General features: G+C 34.5%; 19 protein-coding genes, 4 pseudogenes and 1 riboswitch. Of the genes and pseudogenes, 18 read left to right on the top strand and 5 right to left on the bottom strand.

Features of this window, described 5'->3' with window-relative positions; genetic code table 11:
- The first annotated feature begins 342 nt into the window (after positions 1-342).
- Complete coding sequence (locus V7183_RS20835; protein ID WP_335360690.1) at positions 343-624, top strand: aspartyl-phosphate phosphatase Spo0E family protein; 282 nt, start codon at positions 343-345, stop codon at positions 622-624.
- A 29-nt stretch (positions 625-653) separates the two neighbouring features.
- Here V7183_RS20835 and V7183_RS20830 read toward each other — a convergent pair whose 3' ends face one another.
- Positions 654-2144, bottom strand: coding sequence for a DUF3149 domain-containing protein (locus tag V7183_RS20830; protein WP_335360689.1), 1491 nt, complete (start codon positions 2142-2144; stop codon positions 654-656).
- 240 nt (positions 2145-2384) lie between these two features.
- On the opposite strand from V7183_RS20830, the gene V7183_RS20825 reads away from it, so the two are divergent.
- The 4 genes from V7183_RS20825 (at position 2385) to V7183_RS20810 (ending at position 6035) form a co-directional block, all read left to right on the top strand.
- Positions 2385-2831 carry a MarR family winged helix-turn-helix transcriptional regulator gene (locus tag V7183_RS20825; protein WP_335360688.1) on the top strand — a complete coding sequence of 149 codons (447 nt, stop codon included), beginning with the start codon at positions 2385-2387 and terminating at the stop codon, positions 2829-2831.
- Positions 2832-3268: 437 nt separating this feature from the next.
- Entirely contained in the window at positions 3269-4963 is a 1695-nt protein-coding gene (locus tag V7183_RS20820) for a M3 family oligoendopeptidase (protein ID WP_335360687.1), read from the top strand.
- A gap of 140 nt (positions 4964-5103) precedes the next feature.
- Entirely contained in the window at positions 5104-5637 is a 534-nt protein-coding gene (locus V7183_RS20815; protein ID WP_335360686.1) for a DinB family protein, read from the top strand.
- A gap of 281 nt (positions 5638-5918) precedes the next feature.
- Entirely contained in the window at positions 5919-6035 is a 117-nt protein-coding gene (locus V7183_RS20810; protein ID WP_097899437.1) for a DUF6254 family protein, read from the top strand.
- 11 nt (positions 6036-6046) lie between these two features.
- On the opposite strand, the gene V7183_RS20805 is transcribed toward V7183_RS20810, so the two are convergent.
- Positions 6047-7255, bottom strand: a complete 1209-nt coding sequence (locus V7183_RS20805) for an ATP-binding protein (RefSeq protein ID WP_097899438.1) — start codon at positions 7253-7255, stop codon at positions 6047-6049.
- 421 nt (positions 7256-7676) lie between these two features.
- Positions 7677-7720: riboswitch (PreQ1 riboswitch) on the top strand.
- A gap of 93 nt (positions 7721-7813) precedes the next feature.
- On the opposite strand from V7183_RS20805, the gene queC reads away from it, so the two are divergent.
- From queC to queF, 4 genes are read left to right on the top strand one after another with little or no spacing between them, the layout of a single operon-like run.
- Positions 7814-8476 carry a 7-cyano-7-deazaguanine synthase QueC gene (gene queC / locus V7183_RS20800; RefSeq protein WP_097895338.1) on the top strand — a complete coding sequence of 221 codons (663 nt, stop codon included), beginning with the start codon at positions 7814-7816 and terminating at the stop codon, positions 8474-8476.
- Positions 8476-8970 (top strand): 6-carboxytetrahydropterin synthase QueD, encoded by a 495-nt coding sequence (gene queD, locus V7183_RS20795; protein WP_335360685.1) that lies wholly within the window; start codon positions 8476-8478, stop codon positions 8968-8970. The genes queC and queD overlap by 1 nt, the downstream gene beginning before the upstream one ends.
- Positions 8963-9679 carry a 7-carboxy-7-deazaguanine synthase QueE gene (gene queE, locus V7183_RS20790; protein ID WP_335360684.1) on the top strand — a complete coding sequence of 239 codons (717 nt, stop codon included), beginning with the start codon at positions 8963-8965 and terminating at the stop codon, positions 9677-9679. Before queD ends, queE begins: the two co-directional genes overlap by 8 nt.
- A gap of 38 nt (positions 9680-9717) precedes the next feature.
- Complete coding sequence (gene queF / locus V7183_RS20785; RefSeq protein ID WP_097895342.1) at positions 9718-10215, top strand: preQ(1) synthase; 498 nt, start codon at positions 9718-9720, stop codon at positions 10213-10215.
- A 47-nt stretch (positions 10216-10262) separates the two neighbouring features.
- On the opposite strand, the gene V7183_RS20780 is transcribed toward queF, so the two are convergent.
- The gene (locus tag V7183_RS20780; RefSeq protein ID WP_097895344.1) at positions 10263-10448 is read right to left on the bottom strand and encodes a YkvS family protein; all 186 of its coding nucleotides are present in this window, start codon (positions 10446-10448) and stop codon (positions 10263-10265) included.
- Positions 10449-10830: 382 nt separating this feature from the next.
- Here V7183_RS20780 and V7183_RS20775 point away from each other — a divergent pair, with 382 nt between their 5' ends.
- Positions 10831-10989, top strand: coding sequence for a hypothetical protein (locus tag V7183_RS20775; protein ID WP_097895346.1), 159 nt, complete (start codon positions 10831-10833; stop codon positions 10987-10989).
- Between the two features lie 94 nt (positions 10990-11083).
- Positions 11084-11686, top strand: a complete 603-nt coding sequence (locus tag V7183_RS20770; protein ID WP_097895347.1) for a histidine phosphatase family protein — start codon at positions 11084-11086, stop codon at positions 11684-11686.
- A 36-nt stretch (positions 11687-11722) separates the two neighbouring features.
- On the opposite strand, the gene V7183_RS20765 is transcribed toward V7183_RS20770, so the two are convergent.
- The gene (locus V7183_RS20765; protein ID WP_335360683.1) at positions 11723-12301 is read right to left on the bottom strand and encodes a GNAT family N-acetyltransferase; all 579 of its coding nucleotides are present in this window, start codon (positions 12299-12301) and stop codon (positions 11723-11725) included.
- A gap of 217 nt (positions 12302-12518) precedes the next feature.
- Between V7183_RS20765 and V7183_RS20760 the strand changes: the two genes are divergently transcribed.
- From V7183_RS20760 to nrdF, 7 genes and pseudogenes are all read left to right on the top strand, one after another.
- Positions 12519-12713: an abortive phage infection protein gene (locus tag V7183_RS20760; RefSeq protein ID WP_097895350.1), complete on the top strand. Its 195-nt coding sequence runs from the start codon at positions 12519-12521 to the stop codon at positions 12711-12713.
- A 24-nt stretch (positions 12714-12737) separates the two neighbouring features.
- Positions 12738-13055, top strand: a complete 318-nt coding sequence (locus V7183_RS20755; protein WP_097895352.1) for a hypothetical protein — start codon at positions 12738-12740, stop codon at positions 13053-13055.
- Positions 13056-13611: 556 nt separating this feature from the next.
- Positions 13612-13971, top strand: coding sequence for a class Ib ribonucleoside-diphosphate reductase assembly flavoprotein NrdI (nrdI, locus tag V7183_RS20750; protein WP_097895356.1), 360 nt, complete (start codon positions 13612-13614; stop codon positions 13969-13971).
- Positions 13958-14722: pseudogene (locus V7183_RS20745) on the top strand (ribonucleotide reductase N-terminal alpha domain-containing protein); the annotation flags it as partial. The gene nrdI and the pseudogene V7183_RS20745, both read left to right, overlap by 14 nt.
- 241 nt (positions 14723-14963) lie before the next feature.
- Positions 14964-15252: pseudogene (locus V7183_RS20740) on the top strand (GIY-YIG nuclease family protein).
- A 97-nt stretch (positions 15253-15349) separates the two neighbouring features.
- Positions 15350-16669 (top strand): annotated as a pseudogene (locus V7183_RS20735) (ribonucleoside-diphosphate reductase subunit alpha); the annotation flags it as partial.
- A gap of 181 nt (positions 16670-16850) precedes the next feature.
- A complete protein-coding gene (gene nrdF / locus V7183_RS20730; RefSeq protein ID WP_097895360.1) occupies positions 16851-17819 on the top strand; it encodes a class 1b ribonucleoside-diphosphate reductase subunit beta in 969 nt (322 codons plus the stop codon).
- 59 nt (positions 17820-17878) lie between these two features.
- On the opposite strand, the pseudogene V7183_RS20725 reads toward nrdF, so the two are convergent.
- A pseudogene (locus tag V7183_RS20725) lies at positions 17879-18335 on the bottom strand (hypothetical protein); the annotation flags it as partial.

Genomic DNA, 18335 nt, shown 5'->3' with positions numbered 1-18335 from the left:
AAAATGGATTTATATAGATCGTTTAGCTAAAAATGAAATCATCATTATGATTTGCGTTTTTAGTTAAATTAAACAAAAAATGTCGAAGAAAAATAAATTGAAAAATAGAAAAGCAGGGTTTATCTATAGTTTGTAAAAAAATAACATAAAAAAAATGTCTATTATTGCGAATGTATTTACAAAGATAGAATAATTTGTAATAATTCTCAAAGTGAGATAAAGATTTGTAAATTACAGGGAGAAATTGTTAAAATTTCTGAGTATTCAAATTCAAACGCGATATACATTTGCAGTCTGAATGTATGGAGTGAAGAGTATGGAAGAACAATGAGGGGGATATGGATGCTTACAGCAAAACGGAAGTACACAATGGAAAAGCTTTCGCGTGATATTCGTATGAAGCGTGAAGAAATGATTCATTTAGGTTTAACGAATGGATTAGATAATACTGAAACCATTCAAGTGAGCCAAGAATTGGACAAGCTCATTTTACAGTATCAGCGCTATAAAGAAAAACAAACATCAAGATGGTCATTATATTTGAAGATACCCATTTTCCAAATAGGATATGGAGGGAAATCAAGTGCTTTTTGGAAAATATTTGTGACTGGTTTTATGAAATAAGTATAATTACCCTCCTGAGAGAAGGATAATTATACTGAATCTAATGGAAGTTCTATCTGAACGGTGGTTCCTTTATTTTCTTTGCTATCAATCAAAATATGTCCACCATACATTTCTATGATTCGTTTGCATATGACAAGTCCGAGACCTGTTCCGGTATCTTTACTAGTAAAGAACGGATGAAAGAGGTGTTTTTGAATATGCTTTGGAATACCTTTTCCTGTGTCAATAATTTGTAATTGCGCGTGCTCTTTATTACTGGTTACTATAATTGCCAATGTATCACCAGATGACATAGCTTCAATTGCATTTTTTGTAATATTTAAAATCACTTGTTTCATATGATCTTTTGAGCAGCGGATATGAACTGGGTAATCTGGTAAGTTCAAAGTAAACGTAATGTTATATAGATTTGCTTCGGATTGAATAATTACTGCAACCTCTTTGAGAATATCTCTTATATCATATGTTTTTTCAGTAATTGCTGTCGGTTTACCAAGGATAAGAAATTCGCTAACAATTTCATTGATACGTTCTATTTCTTGCTCGATTATTGAAAAATAGAACTGATCTTGTTCATGGGTGTATTTTTCTTTTAATAGAGCAACGAGACCCTTAACTCCAGTAAGGGGATTACGGATTTCGTGAGCAGTACTAGCTGCAAAAGTCCCAACCAATTCAATTTTTTGCAGTTCATTTTGTTGCCTTTCCAATTTAGTTTGACGTTTCAGTAGAATATACTGAACGAGCAAAAATAAAATTGTCATTAAAAATAAAGTAACGAGACATTCTACTATGACCATTTGATATAAAGTCTGCTGATGAATAGGTAATGGAGAAACAGAAACTTCCCAATTTAGTTTTTGGAGTGGAGTAGAAAGCATGTTAGTATGCTGCCCGCTTGGTTCATTGTTATCATCCGTTAGAAAGACTACACCGTACTGATCGGTTACTTCGAAATGATATTGTGGTTTAATAGCATTTAAAGCAGACGATATATAATCAAAACGCAAACTGGCTAATAATAAACCGGAAATTTGCTTTTGTTTTGTAAAGATTGGTGTAGCAATCATAATAGCTTGATGTCCAAGAACACGATCTGTAATAACAGATGATACAGTTGTTTTTTTAGATTTAAATGCTTCTTGTATATAAGCTCGATCTGAGACGTCAATAGGTGTTGTTAGCCCTTCTGATGCGATTGTTATGAAACCATCTTTGTTTGTGTAATACAGTCCAGAAAAACGCTCGTCTTTTTCATCTGTATCATGAACAATTTGCTTGATGCCATCCATGTTTTCGGTACTGACGACCATAGCGAGCATTTCTAAGGCGGACATGGCTTCACCGAGATGATGATCTAGGTAGTCCCTATATAAAAATAAAGCAGTATGAGCAGCTTGTTTATTTTCCTGTTGCATGTGATAGGAGTGATAAGAGTACAAAGTCGCACCAATCCCTAGCGTTGGTAATATAACAAGCAGTATATAAAAAGCTATGCTTCGTAAATTTCCGTTCAAAGTTGCTACTCCTTCTTTTTTGTTATCATTATATATAAACTATGTTAAAATTGTCATGTTTTTATTCAAAGCATGATTGCCAGCAAGTATTATTATATGCATAAAAAATGTGGAAAGAAAGTAGAGAGAACAGAAAGATGAGTGAACAATCACTCGGAAACTGTAATGAAGAGTAATGAATCATTTTGTTTTGTAGAATGTCTTTAATTTTTAAGAATTTAAGTGAAGGATTGAAATTGTATGATATCGAATGATGAGCGAGAAGATATTTCTCAATCTTTAAAAGTATTTATTGCATTATCACGTGTACACCGTTCCGTTATGGATACTACAAATAAATCTATACGAAGTAACGGACTAAATCCAACTGAGTTTGCTGTATTAGAATTGTTATATCATAAAGGGAGTCAACCGCTTCAACAAATTGGAGAGCGCATTTTAATTGCTAGCGGCAGTATTACATATGTTGTAGACAAGTTAGAAAAAAAGGGACTTGTGAAACGAATTCCATGTCCGAATGATCGACGTGTTATATATGCACAGTTAACTGAGGCAGGAGAAGTTCTCATCGATTCTATTTTTCCAAATCATGAAAAGGTTATACATCACGCCTTTGAGATGCTAACAAAAAAAGAGAAAAATGAATTGTTAACCTTGCTTAAAAAAATTGGAAAATATGAAAAATGAGAGGTATTCAAAAAAGCTTTCGACAGAAAATAATCTAAGGCTTTTTTTGTTTATCCCGTATGAACGGGCAGTCATACTCTCACTTCAAAATGCGTCCAGCTCTAGCGGCTAGAATCTCCGGTCATTTTGCCCCCTCGGACAAGGCAAAATGCGTCTCTCTGCCCTTGACGTGGGCGTCCTGCGGTTCTGAGCGAGCCGCTTCCGCTTTTCTAAAGAAGTTAAGTGGAAGATAAACGATCTGTAAAAGTCCGATTGGTGAAGGTAATCATCAGTGGAGGATAAAAAACACTGATTAAAGTGTCACTTTATATTTCTGAAATTACATATAGAGAAAATATTAAAATTTCTGACGAATTTTGTTGAAGAATAAAAGGAGAATCGGAAATGAAAATGGAATTATAGTTAAGGATGCATATAATTTGAGAGGAGACACATTTATGTCATTTAAAGATTATGAATACAAACGCCCGAATACAGAAGAATTACAAGAAAAAATTACTACAGCTTTAGAACAATTTGAAAATGCGAAAACAGTAGAAGAACAAAAGCAAGCGATTGGTTTTATTAATAAGATTCGCAATGATTTTGGGACGATGGGAACGCTTTGTTCTATTCGACATTCTGTTGATACGACAGATGCTTTTTATAAAGAAGAACAAGATTTCTTTGATGAAGCTTATCCAGTTGCACAAGGATACGTAATAAAATATTATAAAGCATTGCTAAGCTCTCCGTTTCGTGCTGAATTAGAAGCTTATTATGGAAATCAATTGTTCGCGTTAGCAGAATGTGAATTAAAAACATATTCAGAAGAAATTGTGAAAGATTTACAAATGGAAAATAAATTATCTTCACAATACACACAGCTATTAGCGGCTGCAAAAATTCCGTTTGAAGGAGAAGAAAGAACATTATCACAGCTTATTCCTTTCATGCAAGGAACAGAAAGAGATACACGTAAAGAAGCGAGCGAGGCATACTATGGCTTCTTGGCCGAAAATGAAGAAGAGCTAGATCGTATTTATGACGAGCTTGTTAAAGTGAGAACGAAGATTGCGAAAACGCTTGGTTTTAAAAACTTTGTTGAACTTGGATATGCAAGAATGTATCGCACAGATTATAATGCAGAAATGGTTGCAAATTATCGTAAACAAGTATTAGATTACATTGTTCCCGTTGCAACGGAATTAAGAAATAGACAAAAAGCGCGCATCGGTGTAGAAAAACTAGCTTACTATGATGAAAACTTTGAATTTGCAACAGGTAATCCAACTCCAAAGGGAGATGCTGATTGGATTATCAATCATGGAAAGACGATGTATAAAGAATTATCAAAAGAAACAGATGAATTCTTCAACTTTATGTTAGATAATGATTTATTAGAGTTAGTTGCGAAAAAGGGAAAAGCTGGCGGTGGTTATTGTACATATATTGAAAATTATAAAGCGCCGTTCATTTTTTCAAACTTTAACGGAACGTCTGGTGATATTGATGTGTTAACACATGAAGCTGGTCATGCTTTTCAAGTATACGAAAGTCGCAAGTACGAAATTCCAGAGTATAATTGGCCAACGTATGAAGCGTGTGAAATTCACTCTATGAGCATGGAGTTTTTCACATGGCCATGGATGAAATTATTTTTTGAAGAAGATACAGATAAATACTATTTCTCTCATTTAAGTTCAGCATTGTTATTCTTACCATATGGCGTATCTGTTGATGAATTCCAGCATTATGTATATGAAAATCCAGAGGCATCGCCAGCAGAGCGTAAAGCAGCATGGCGTAATATAGAGAGAAAGTATTTACCACATCGAGACTATGAGGATAATGATTATTTAGAACGTGGTGGATTCTGGCAACGTCAAGGTCATATTTATAACTCGCCTTTCTATTATATTGATTACACATTAGCTCAAATCTGTGCATTACAATTTTGGAAACGTGCACGGGACAATAGACAGGAAGCATGGGAAGATTATGTGAACCTTTGTAAACAGGGAGGAAGTCAATCCTTCCTACAATTAGTAGAAATTGCGAATTTGACATCTCCATTTACAGAGGGTTGTGTACAAGGAGTAATTACGGAGATTCAAGCATGGTTACGTGCGGTAGATGACACAAAATTGTAAAAAACATATACTGTTTTTTTAAGGTTTATCATCGACACATGTATCAAATAATGAGATAATAAAAGAAAATTCAGATTTATTTAAAAGAGGTGTTTCTAAATAAGAAGCACCTCTTTTCACCAAAAAGAGGAGGGAGAATTATGCTTCAATCTAATATGGATGTTAGTTTAGAAACTTTGCTGCAATCATTACAATCTACAAGAAGTACACTGCTATCAGAAATAGAGATGCTAAATGATACAGAAGTGAATGTGAAGCCTCGGCGTGATAAATGGAGTATTATTCAAATTTTGCATCATTTACATCTCATTGAACAATCTGTTACATCAGCTCTTGTATATGCTTTGCAAAAAAAGGAAAGAAAAGAAGCTCCATTCAAAGACCTCCAGCTTACTCTTGATCGGACACACAAACGAGAAGCTCCTCAACAAATGCAACCAACGGAAACATTAATGAAAAAACAGCAAGTGATTCAGTTACTTGATCATTCACGACAAGAATTATTGCATACGCTCCATGGTGTTATAGATGAAAAAGAATTACTTGAAAATTCATTAAAGCATCCTGTTTTTCATGAACTTAATTTATATCAATGGATTCAATTTCTTGATTTACACGAACAGAGACATCTTACGCAATTGAAAGAAGCGAAATATGCTATTTTACAAAGATAGAGTGCGTATCATTTGGAATAAAAGAAGTGAGCCAATAGTTAGTTGGTTCACTTCTTTTATTTTATCCTGCTAGTTGCATTCACCTCTAATTTCAGCGGAAATAAAAAAGCTAAGGATGAAGATGAGCACTTGTAAAAGCCCGATTCGTTCAACTAATAATCAGTGGGGGATGAAGAAAACCCCCACTGATTAAAGTTTCACTTTATATATTGGAGTAATGCATATTTTTTCTTCTTATTTTGGAATAATACATGAGGAAAGGATAAGAAGGAGCTGAGAGTATGTCAAAGAAGAAAAAAGAAGAAGAACGTGCTTGGAAAGCGCGAAAAGAAAATCAAAAACCACATGGAAAAGTAAAGACTTTTGCTGAACTTGTGGATGAAACTGAAAAAACGTGATGATCATTTCATCACGTTTTTTGTATGAGTGGAAAAGTTAATAGGAAGGTTGTACCAATACCTTTTTCACTTGTAATATCAATTTTTCCATCCATTGCTTTGACGACGCTGAATACGACCATCATCCCAAGTCCGGTTCCTTTCTCTTTCGTAGAATAGAAAGGAGAGCCAAGGCGTTTCATTTGTTCTGGATCCATACCGATTCCATTGTCTTTTATATACAATCGTATATGCTTATGATCAGGCACTAATGTGAGAATCAGATCACCACCTTTAGGCATAGCTTCAATACAATTTTTAAGAATATTTAACAAGCATTGGTTGAATTTTTGTTTTTCGCCAGAAATAAGAAACGGGCTACTTTGTTTTATGTAATGTATACGAACATTTGCTAAATTAGCTAGTGGCGTAATAAGAGATAGTGCATGAAGTAATTCATCTTCTAGTTGTAACACTTGTTCTTTCTCAATACTTGGTTTTGCAAATGTTAAATAATCTGTGAGAACATGATTTGCTTGTTCAATCCCATGGATAGCTATTTCTGTATATAACTTTCGATCTTTTTCAGAGCAGTCGTCAGATTGTAGAAGTTGTAAAAAACCTTTTGTTGAAGTTAAAGGATTACGAATTTCATGGGAAATAGAAGCAGCCATTTCCCCAATAAGATGAAACTTCTCAGCGTTAATAAGTTCTTCCTGTAAACGAATTTGCAATTGAAGTATGTTCAATAAATACAGAATAAGAATTGTACCAATTATTGCACATAGTTCATACGCAACAATATAAGGAAGATAGTATTCAGAATTAGGTACTTTGAGAAGAAAAGCAGGAACCCAAACGAATCCATATGTAAGACTATATAAAATGGCAAGTATAATTTTTATATGATTCGATCCTTTGTTGAAAAATTTATATGTGGAAAGTAGGACGACATATAAAAGAATAGAACCGACGGCGGATGGAAAGACTCCTATTCCTCCTATTAAGAAACGGTATATGTTTAATACAATTAAAATGGCCCCACCGGCAACAGGGCCTCCAGTTAAAGTACTGATAACTAATACGATATGACGCATATCAAATTGAAATCCATTAGTTGTTTTTGCAGCAAAAGAAATACAAAGAATTGTGGCAACGCTGCAAAATAATATAAACATAGTTGAATTCAGTTTAGGCGAATGTTTCCCTTTTTGATTCCAAAACAAGTGATACATTAGCATCATAACGAGGATCGATAATATGTTTAAAAAGAGGTAAATAATAAAGTGTTTCAGATGCATGTCCGCCTTTCTATTTTTTGTATATATACATCAATTAAAAAACCGACATAAAACCCCTCTTTTTAGGTGGGAGAGAGCATCTGGCCATGCATAGAAGCGGTCAGGGCCTTTTTCTGCCACATGCGAAGTAAAAACAGAAAGAGCAAACGAGTGTAGGTTACTTTTTATTCTGCATAGCAGGGATTTAGATGTCGAAAAATTAAAATGGATTTATATTGAATGCCAATATAATCATACTATTAAAATTCAAAAAAATGAATATTAACCTTGAATGAAAGACAGAAAAATCAGATGTTTTTCTGGATATACACAGTATGTTACAATATGTGTTGGCAATGAAAGAAGAAATTCCATGTATGACATGGGAGAGGTTCGCGAACTCCCTCTATAAAAAACTATGGAAACAACAATATCCTTAGGTATTGTTTTGTTTTTTTATTGTGACAGTTCAAGAACGTTCTTTCTTCTTATTCGTAGTAGAGAAGGAGAATGAGTGAAATGAAAAAAGAAAAAGCGGTTGTTGTTTTTAGTGGTGGTCAAGATAGTACAACATGTTTATTCTGGGCTATGCACCAGTTTGCAGAAGTAGAAGCTGTAACGTTTAATTATAATCAACGTCATAAGTTAGAAATTGATTGCGCAGCAGATATTGCAAAAGAACTAGGAATCAAACATACAGTACTAGATATGAGTTTATTAAATCAGCTTGCTCCAAACGCGTTGACTAGAACGGATATGGAAATCACGCATGAGGAAGGGGAATTACCATCCACATTTGTAGATGGACGAAATTTACTATTCTTATCATTTGCGGCTGTATTAGCGAAACAAGTTGGAGCACGTCATATTGTAACTGGCGTATGTGAAACAGATTTTAGCGGTTATCCTGATTGCCGTGATGTGTTTGTGAAATCGTTAAACGTTACCTTAAACTTATCGATGGATTACCCGTTTGTTATTCATACACCACTTATGTGGATTGACAAAGCAGAGACATGGAAATTGTCAGATGAACTTGGTGCATTCGAGTTTGTTAGAGAAAAAACATTAACATGCTATAACGGAATAATTGGTGATGGCTGCGGTGAATGTCCAGCATGTAAACTTCGTAAAGCAGGATTAGATACGTATCTACAAGAACGCGAAGGGGCGAATGTATAATGGAACAAAACTTTTTTGGATTTCGCATTGTAGAAAATTTACAAAAAATGGACAAGGATATTCAGCGTGAGCAATTAAAATATCATAATAAACGAGTGATGGTTAGCAAGGAATTTACATTTGATGCAGCGCATCATTTGCACTGTTATGAAGGGAAATGTAAAAATTTACATGGTCACACATACAAAGTTGTTTTTGGTATTAGTGGATATGTAAATGAGATTGGACTTGCAATCGACTTTGGAGATATAAAAGAAATTTGGAAAAAAGAAATTGAAATTTATTTAGATCATCGTTACTTAAATGAAACATTACCAGCGATGAATACAACTGCTGAAAATATGGTCGTTTGGATATATGAAAAGATGGCATCTGCACTTACAAAAGAGAATCGTGCAGATGAATATAAGGGAGCACGTGTTGAATTTGTTCGCTTATTTGAAACACCAACAAGTTATGCGGAAGTAAGACGGGAGTGGATGCTCGGTGAGTAAAATTCCTGTTTTAGAAATTTTTGGCCCGACAATTCAAGGAGAAGGAATGGTTGTGGGTCAAAAGACAATGTTCATTCGTACAGCAGGATGTGATTATAGTTGTGCTTGGTGTGATTCTGCTTTTACATGGGATGGATCAGCAAAAGAGCAAATTAGACAAATGACTCCAGACGAAATTTGGAGTGAACTTGTTGAACTTGGTGGAGAAAACTTTTCACATGTAACAATTTCAGGTGGAAATCCAGTGTTACTGAAAAATATAGAGAGTTTGCTGGATGTATTAGAAGAAAAGCAGATTCGTACAGCTATTGAGACACAAGGAAGTAAATGGCAAGAATGGTTACTCCATATCGATGAAGTAACCATCTCACCAAAGCCGCCAAGTTCACAGATGAAAACCGATTTTATCATGTTAGATTCTGTAATTGAAAGATTAGCAGGGAAAGATTTTAGTTTGAAAGTAGTCGTGTTTGATGATCATGACTTTGAATATGCAATAAAAGTACATGAACGCTATCCGCATGTACCATTTTTCTTACAAGTTGGAAATGATGATATAAAAACAGCGGATGATACAATGCTTGTTGGAAAACTACTGCAGAAATATGAATGGCTTATTGAAAAAGCTGTTCATTGTAAAGAGATGAATGATGCGAAAGTATTACCTCAGCTTCATGCATTAGTATGGGGAAATAAGCGAGGCGTATAAGGAATTCTTACCAATCGAATTGAAGGGATGTATACACAATGGCAGGAAGATTAGATGAGGATTTAAAGGATGTAACGTTACTTGGAAATCAAAATACAAAATATTTATTTGAATATAGTCCAGAAATTTTAGAGACATTTGATAATAATCATCCAAACCGTGATTATTTTGTAAAATTTAATTGTCCTGAATTTACAAGTTTATGTCCAAAAACGGGACAACCAGATTTTGCGACGATTTATATTAGCTATATTCCAGAACAAAAAATGGTAGAGAGTAAATCTTTAAAATTATATTTATTTAGTTTCCGTAATCATGGCGATTTTCACGAAGATTGTATGAATGTTATTATGAATGACTTAATTAAATTAATGGATCCACGTTATATTGAAGTGTGGGGGAAATTCACACCACGTGGTGGTATCTCGATTGATCCGTATTGTAATTATGGTCGCCCTGGTACAAAATACGAGAAAATGGCAGAATATCGTATGATGAATCATGATCTATACCCTGAGACAGTTGATAATCGTTAATGAAAAAAGGATCTGTATATCGTATACGGATCCTTTTTTCTATTATATTATGTATGTTGATTGATAACTGTATAATTTTTGTGATTTACAACTGTAAGAGGTTCCATATCTAGTTCTCTGTAATTTTCCATAATTGTTATATCGACAATAACGGAGTTTTTATTTACTTTTTGAACACGGCCTTGCATTCCACCTTTAAATTTGATAATATCTCCAGTTTCTGCGATTTTCATAAGCAACTCTCCTTGTTATAGTTTTTTTCAAAAAATAACAAATCTAGTCTTTTTTTATTTCCCTTTATTTTGAACTATATTTCCTAATTTGTAAATGTTTTCAAAGAAAAAAACGAAAAATATTCACTCTTTATAAGAAATGTATAAAAGTATTTTCTAATTATAGAGGAAAAAAGTGGATAAATCAGTGCTTATATTACTATATAGGGGTATAATAAAATAATACTGTGATTGTCAGGGGATACAGCACCTGTAATCATAAGTTGGACTAAATAAGGTATTTACGGGCATTTTATTTCCCATCAACTTGTTTTGCTTGTTGCTAAAATTTGAGGATAGGGTATTATGACCTGTTAATGCGGGAGAAATTAGGGGCGGTAACATGATGTTTGAAATTGTTGGAAGTTTTATAGCAATTCTTTTATTCCTATTCTCATATAAGCAATTAAAATTAATTCGTAACGAAGATACAAGTGCGTATTTTGATGGATTAGATGGTGTACATGCTTCCATAAATCATGAAAGCGGTGCAGATATGTAAAGGAGTATGACTTTCTTTATCTCCATGGTATGATGACGATAAGTAACAGTGCATAATAATATAGTTGATGAGCTGTGAATGGAGAGTGAAGAAAATGCGAATTTCTTTTATTCGTCACGGTCGCTTGAATAGTGCTACAAAGCCAATGACAGTTACTTCGTTTCATGAATGGATGGAGCGATATGATTTAGATCATATGATCAAAGAGACAAAAATACCACTTGAGACAGTTGAGGCCATTGAATCAGCAAAGTTGATTGTAACGAGTGATCAAAAACGTGCTGTGCAGTCAGCGGCAGAATTAACGGACTCTTTATCTTTTATACAAAGTGCTCTTTTTCGAGAAGCAGAAGTACCCTCTGGATTTTTTGCTCCTAAGTGGGTGAAATGTAAACCAGAAGTATGGACAGTTATCGGCCGTACATTATGGATAGTTGGATATTCTAAAGATGTTGAGTCTTACCGAAAAGCGCTAGAAAGAGCAAAACAAGCAGCTGATACACTGATTAGTTATGCTCTTGTACATGGACGTATTGCACTTGTAGGTCATAGCTATTTTAATACAATGATTGGTGCTGAACTGCGTGCAAGGGGTTGGTCTGGACCGCCTATTTTCCATAGAAAGCCATGGGGATGTACAGAATACACATTTCATGAAGCGATGAATGGAACTGCCTTAAACACCAATTTAACATAGAAGCACACGATTCAAATAAAGAATCGTGTGCTTTTTTTAAGAAACAAAGGCTTTTTTATATAGTGGTTTTACTAAATGAGCGTATGGTTCTCCAACAAGCATAACCGTTTTATCTTCTTGATAACCAAGTTTTTTATATAAAGAGAAAGCTCGCGTGTTTTCTAAATTTACAAGTAATGCAATTTTCTCGTAGCCTTTTTCAAAGGCATCATTTTCAGCGGTTTTAATTAATTTTGAGCCAATGCCACGTCCGCCATATGAGTTCGAAACAGATAATGTGTCAATGTAATATTCATCGAGTTCTGCTTCTTTCTCTAGTGTAATGGTTGAATCTTGTTGGCTTTTTCGTAAGTGTTTTACAATTGGAGTATCGAGTTGTTCGGCATGACTCCCGTGGTAGGCCACGATAATTCCAACTGCTTTACCATCTTGTTCTTCAACGAAACAGTTCTCATAGCTAAGTCGATTTCCTTTTTTTAAAAACCAAGTTTCAAGTCCTGTCAATACTTCTGTTTCTGTCTTCCCACCTGTGATCTTTTCAGCAATTTCATGCAGAGCGTTATACAATAAAGGAGATATTGCCTTCGCATCTGTCTTTTTTGCTTTCCGAATCATATTATCCCTCCTAGTTGTCATTCTTATTGTAACATAAAATAAAATTACAACCAGTTATTCAAAATTTCGATAAGGTGTATAAGGTGGACTTGGTTATCGAAGAGACATGGTATAGAAGAACCACTATGTTAGTATATGGTTCTTACAGAAAATGTAATAAATTTACCATTGTCGGCCTGTAGAAGATGAGATAGAATATTGCAGAGAGGTGAAATACATGGATAAACAATTAGCAAATACAATTTTAGATCAATTGAAAAATGGTGAGATAAAAGAGTATGTTGTAACAAAGGATGTATTTTATACGTTTCGTGAGGTTATAGTGAATCGAGAAGATTTTAAACATTTTAGTGGAAATGCACAACGCGGTGGACAGATTATTTATACATATACAGAAGTGCCACGTTCGTAATAGAAGATAAAGGAGAGGAGATTTATGGGAGAATTTAAACAGGGTATTTTGCCGCACTGGGATTATATGTGGAAAGACGGAACTGGAAGAAGGTTTGTAGGAATGGTTCTGTTTCCTGAGAAGCGAAAGTATGTAAGAGAAGTGATTGAAAAAACAAAAGTAGCATATGAACAAGGGAAACAAATTCGAGTAACTGTAAAGGTTCAACATACGTATCAAAATGTAGAGGGAACGGTTGTATATTTTGATGAAGAAGCGCCAGTATTTACTGTCCAAGATCACGAAGAGAATTTTCATCATTTATTTATAAGAGATGTTTTACGTGTTGAGCATTGTGAATGAGTGACGCAAATTTTGTGTACAGCCTTTTTTAAATTCTCATCACACTAATAAATAAATTGGTGTGCCATAATAATTGTCCTTTTCATTGTAATGATATTTTATTGTGTAACAAAAACAAAAAGTATATGTATTTGATTTAATAGAATGAAGTGAAACTTTAATCCACAAGAGAGAATTCCTTACTTGTGTGATGTAAATGATATGTAACCGGTTTCGAACAGATTACAGCTAACAGTCTGTTCTTTTTTTATGATGCTGGAGAAATATATTTCTCCAGCATTTACCGTTTTTTTTACAAAATTCATTGTTAACATTTTTATAAAAATGGTTAAATTCGTTGACAACTTTTTTGAAAAGCACTTTATTGACATGAGTTTTAGAATGTTGTTTCATAGTCTTTGTATTAAAAAAAACGACTTGTTATGTCGAAAAGTAAAATTTAAAAAAAGAAAGATTTTATACATATATCTTGTGTCTTGTTTTGAAACGTAATACAATATATAGGGAAAACATGAATCGGCATCGAGATATTAAAGTAGGAAAGGGAGGGTCGGAGATGTTAATTGCATATGATTCTATGACAGGAAACGTGAAGCGTTTCATTCACAAATTAAATATGCCGGCCGTTCAAATTAACGAAGATCTAGTAATGGACGAAGATTTTGTTCTTATTACGTATACAACAGGTTTTGGAAATGTGCCGGAACGTGTTTTAGAATTTTTAGAGCGCAATAATGCAAATTTAAAAGGCGTATCTGCAAGCGGCAATCGCAACTGGGGAGATATGTTCGGAGCAAGTGCAGATAAAATCTCAACCAGATACGAAGTACCTATTGTATCAAAATTCGAGTTATCTGGAACAAATAAAGATGTAGAATATTTTAAAGAAAGGGTGCGGGAGATTGCGACACATTGAACTGAATAATGAAATCACGCAAATGCAAGACGGTTTCTATCAGCTTCATAAGGATAAAGAAGCATTAGAAGTCTTTATGGAAGAAGCGAGAGCGAATACCGTTCATTTTGATAGCGTGGCAGAGCGAATCAAGTATATGAATGAGCATGATTACTATTACAACGTTCTGGATGAGTATAAGTTGGAGGAAGTAGAGGAAGTATATAACGTTGCATACGGTGAAAACTTCGAGTTCCAATCTTATATGGCAGCATCTAAGTTTTATAAGGATTATGCGTTAAAAACAAATGATCAAAAACAATACTTAGAAAGCTATGAAGATCGTGTATCAATTGTGTCATTATACTTAGGGCGCGGTGATATTAAGAAAGCAAAACAGTTTGCAAGCATGATCGTAAAACAAAACTACCAACCAGCGACACCAACCTTTTTGAATGCGGGAAGAAGCAGAAGAGGAGAAATGGTGTCTTGTTTCTTGTTAGAGATGGATGATAGTTTAAATTCGATTGGATTTAATATTAATACGGCGATGCAGTTATCAAAAATTGGTGGCGGAGTTGCTTTAAATCTTTCTAAGCTACGCGCACGCGGTGAACAAATTAAAGGTATCGAAAATGCAGCAAGCGGTGTTGTACCGGTTATGAAATTGCTTGAAGATTCGTTTTCGTATGCGAATCAGTTGGGACAGCGAAAAGGTGCCGGAGCTGTGTACTTGAATATCTTCCATTGGGATATTATAGAATTTTTGGATTAATTGGTAGTCCCTCTATACAGTAATGTATATGAGAAAACCTTGTGAACCTAGCCAATAGGGTGTCGCATTAGCGGCTAACGGTATCAGTTGAATAAGGGGAAAAGAAAAAGAACCCACGAAGAAGCTGACTAAGAGAGCCTACGGTCCATTGTATGTGGATAGCAGGTAATACCGTGCCAAGCTTGTTAGAAATGCTTATTGGGTGAAGTGGAATCTTACATTCACCGGGGGCGATTCCATGAATTGTGGAATTTATATGATAATTAATAAGGAAAATAGAAATTTCTATATTGGCAGTTCCAATAATTTTAAAGTAAGATTTAAAACTTATAGGAATCAGTTAAATGCAAATAGGCATCATAGTAAACATTAGTATTTACTATGAATCTTTGTCTGAAGCTGGAAGAGCATTTAATGTGCCTGCCAATACGATTAAATACAGAGTTATTTCTAGAAACTTTCCTAATTATCAATTCTTTCAAGAAGGTGTAGAGACTATCGAACGCACGTCAATAGACGAAAGCTAGTAGAGTAGGCTGGAAATAGGTACCAGTCGAAGTGCAAGGCAACCAGTTACAGGTTGATGATATAGTCCAACCTTCATAGAAATATGAAGACAAGTTGACCAAAAAAATAAATGCCGACGAGAAGAGCCGTATTCAGTCTCTATCGATCGGAATTATCGTTCCAAGTAAGTTCTTTGAGCTTGCTGAGAAAAATGAACCATTCCATGTTTTCGCACCTTATACAGTATATAAAGAGTACGGAAAACATTTAGATGATATAGACATTGATGAAATGTATGATGAACTGATGAGCAATCCGAATGTCAAGAAGAAGGCACTTGATATTAGTGCGCGTGACATGCTTATTAAAATTGCAATGATTCAGCTTGAGTCTGGTTATCCATACTTAATGTTTAAATCAAATGCGAACAAGCAACATCCATTAAAGGATATTGGAACCGTGAAGATGTCGAACCTCTGTACAGAAATTTTTCAACTGCAGGAAACATCCGAAATTAACGACTACGGTACAGATGATATTATCCGCCGTGATATTAACTGTAACTTAGGATCCTTAAACATTGTAAACGTAATGGAGAATAAAGAAATTCGTGAAGCAGTCCATGCGGGAATGGAAGCTTTAACAGCTGTTTCTGATATGACTATCATTCCAAATGCGCCGACTGTGAAAAAAGCAAATGATGAGCTTCATTCAGTTGGACTTGGTGCCATGAACTTACACGGATATTTAGCGAAAAATAAAATCGCTTATGAAAGTGCAGAAGCGAAAGAATTTGTTCGTACATTCTTTATGATGTTAAACTACTACTCCATTGAAAAGAGCATGGGTATTGCGAAAGAAAAGGGCGAAACATTTAAAGACTTCGATAAGTCGGATTATGCAAATGGCACATACTTTGAAAAGTATGAGACAACAGATTACAGTCCTGTAACAGAGAAAGTACAACAGCTATTTGAGGGAATCTATATTCCAACAAAAGAAGATTGGACAAGTCTAAAAGAAGAGGTGCAGAAGCACGGTTTATACAACTCATATAGATTGGCCATCGCTCCGACACAATCAATTAGTTACGTGCAAAATGCAACTTCAAGCGTAATGCCAATTGTAAGTCAAATCGAATCAAGAACGTACGCAAATGCGACAACATATTACCCAATGCCGTATTTATCAAAAGATACGTTCTGGTATTATAAATCTTCTTACGATATGAATCAGTTTAAACTAATTGATTTAATCGCAGAAATTCAAGAGCATATTGACCAAGGAATTAGTACAATTCTTTATGTAAATAGCGATATTTCTACGCGTGAATTAGCACGTTATTACATTTATGCGCATAAAAAAGGACTTAAGAGCCTGTATTATACAAGAACACGTAAATTAAGCGTGGAAGAGTGTGTAGCTTGTACTGTTTGATGAAACTATAAGTGACTAATATACAAAATTAAGAGTGAGACATCATGAGCAGGGTTTTCTGACCCTGCTCATGCTTAGTTGTAAATTTTAAGATGTCTAGCTTGTGGTTAAGTTTTTATCATGGAATGAAAGTTTAACCATAAGCTAGAAGAGCTTAATTATAAAGAGAAGGGGCGATTTAATGCGCGCGGTAAACTGGAATAAAAAAGAAGATGATTTTAGTTTAATGTTTTGGAAGCAAAACATCGCTCAATTTTGGACAGAAGAAGAAATCGCAGTATCTTCTGACAAAAATACTTGGGTGCAATTATCAAAAGAAGAGCAAATTGCTTATAAGCGTGTATTAGGTGGTTTAACACTTCTAGATACAAAGCAGGGCGGCGAAGGGATGCCACTTGTACTTGTTCATCTTGAGAATTTACAGGCGAAAAGTGTACTAGCTTTCATGGGAGCGATGGAAGAAGTACATGCGAAAAGTTATAGTCATATCTTTACGACACTCGCAACAGAAGAAGAAATTGATGAGATTTTTGAATGGGTAGATAGTCATCCATTACTTGAGAAAAAAGCAGGAATTATTACAGGGTATTATCGCAAACTATTAAAGCCACAAGTAACGAAAAAAGAATTATATATGGCTATGGTAGCTAGCGTATTCTTAGAAAGTTATTTGTTCTACAGTGGATTCTTCTATCCACTATATTTAGCAGGACAAGGAAAGTTGACTGCAAGTGGGGAAATTATTAACTTAATAATTCGTGACGAGTCAATTCATGGCGTATTCGTCGGCCTTTTAGCACAACAAACATTTGCGGAACTTTCTGCAGAAGAGCAACAAGAGGTGCAAAAAGAAACACAAGAGTTATTAATGGAACTGTATGAAATTGAAACTGTATATACAGAAGAAATTTATACATCTATTGGACTTGTTGAAGAAGTAAATCGCTTTGTTCGTTACAATGCGAATAAAGGGCTTATGAACTTAGGATTAGAACCACAATTTGAAGAGGAAGAAATTAATCCAATCGTATTAAACGGTTTACGTACAGATACGAAAAACCATGATTTCTTCTCTGTAAAAGGAAATGGTTATGTAAAAGCAACAAATGTTGAAAAACTATCAGATGATGATTTCGTATTTGATTTTTAATAGATAGGATAAAAAAAGCTGCCTTTATATGAAGGCAGCTTTTTTTATTGAATATTGAATCATTTCATTTTTACTCTTAAAATAAATGGCTGAATTAAATTTATTTTTGAATCATCTTGAAACGTTGGAGTAATTTTAAAATCAAATTCATTTGGTATATTTGGTAAAGTATAGAGATTTGTTCCATCTACACTCGTATGTGGAGCTACAATGCCCCTCTGATCCCAATTTCCTTTAAATGAAGTCGGCATTGTACTTTTACCGTTTTGTTCAATTTTTGCACCAGGAGCACCAGCGGATACAGGTATATCTGTAGTATTATTGACTGTATATTTAACACGTACAATGTCCTCCGCTTGTTCTATTGTGTGCACCGTTACTATAACTCCATGTTGTTCTAAAGTTACACTGTTAGCTGGTTTCCCTTGATTTTGATTAGATTGCTGTTGATTGTTATTACTGTTGTTATTGCTATTGTTATTATTGTTTGAATTACCATTACCATTATTATTGTTA

It is taken from the genome of Bacillus sp. JJ1127 (genome assembly GCF_036965845.1).
GTDB lineage: Bacteria > Bacillota > Bacilli > Bacillales > Bacillaceae_G > Bacillus_A.
Note: the sequence above shows the minus strand (reverse complement) of the source record. Positions and strands in the feature narration are given on the sequence as shown.

What these genes read in the sequence shown, in the direction of transcription:
- V7183_RS20825 (WP_335360688.1), top strand. Translation starts at nt 2,385, where the DNA reads ATGATATCGAATGATGAGCGAGAAGATATTTCTCAATCTTTAAAAGTA.
- V7183_RS20780 (WP_097895344.1), bottom strand. Translation starts at nt 10,448, where the DNA reads ATGAAAATCGCAGAAACTGGAGATATTATCAAATTTAAAGGTGGAATG.
- V7183_RS20755 (WP_097895352.1), top strand. Translation starts at nt 12,738, where the DNA reads ATGGGAGAATTTAAACAGGGTATTTTGCCGCACTGGGATTATATGTGG.
- V7183_RS20775 (WP_097895346.1), top strand. Translation starts at nt 10,831, where the DNA reads ATGATGTTTGAAATTGTTGGAAGTTTTATAGCAATTCTTTTATTCCTA.
- V7183_RS20835 (WP_335360690.1), top strand. Translation starts at nt 343, where the DNA reads ATGCTTACAGCAAAACGGAAGTACACAATGGAAAAGCTTTCGCGTGAT.
- queC (WP_097895338.1), top strand. Translation starts at nt 7,814, where the DNA reads ATGAAAAAAGAAAAAGCGGTTGTTGTTTTTAGTGGTGGTCAAGATAGT.
- V7183_RS20760 (WP_097895350.1), top strand. Translation starts at nt 12,519, where the DNA reads ATGGATAAACAATTAGCAAATACAATTTTAGATCAATTGAAAAATGGT.
- V7183_RS20820 (WP_335360687.1), top strand. Translation starts at nt 3,269, where the DNA reads ATGTCATTTAAAGATTATGAATACAAACGCCCGAATACAGAAGAATTA.
- nrdI (WP_097895356.1), top strand. Translation starts at nt 13,612, where the DNA reads ATGTTAATTGCATATGATTCTATGACAGGAAACGTGAAGCGTTTCATT.
- V7183_RS20805 (WP_097899438.1), bottom strand. Translation starts at nt 7,255, where the DNA reads ATGCTAATGTATCACTTGTTTTGGAATCAAAAAGGGAAACATTCGCCT.
- nrdF (WP_097895360.1), top strand. Translation starts at nt 16,851, where the DNA reads ATGCGCGCGGTAAACTGGAATAAAAAAGAAGATGATTTTAGTTTAATG.
- V7183_RS20815 (WP_335360686.1), top strand. Translation starts at nt 5,104, where the DNA reads ATGCTTCAATCTAATATGGATGTTAGTTTAGAAACTTTGCTGCAATCA.
- queD (WP_335360685.1), top strand. Translation starts at nt 8,476, where the DNA reads ATGGAACAAAACTTTTTTGGATTTCGCATTGTAGAAAATTTACAAAAA.
- queF (WP_097895342.1), top strand. Translation starts at nt 9,718, where the DNA reads ATGGCAGGAAGATTAGATGAGGATTTAAAGGATGTAACGTTACTTGGA.
- V7183_RS20810 (WP_097899437.1), top strand. Translation starts at nt 5,919, where the DNA reads ATGTCAAAGAAGAAAAAAGAAGAAGAACGTGCTTGGAAAGCGCGAAAA.
- V7183_RS20770 (WP_097895347.1), top strand. Translation starts at nt 11,084, where the DNA reads ATGCGAATTTCTTTTATTCGTCACGGTCGCTTGAATAGTGCTACAAAG.
- V7183_RS20765 (WP_335360683.1), bottom strand. Translation starts at nt 12,301, where the DNA reads ATGATTCGGAAAGCAAAAAAGACAGATGCGAAGGCAATATCTCCTTTA.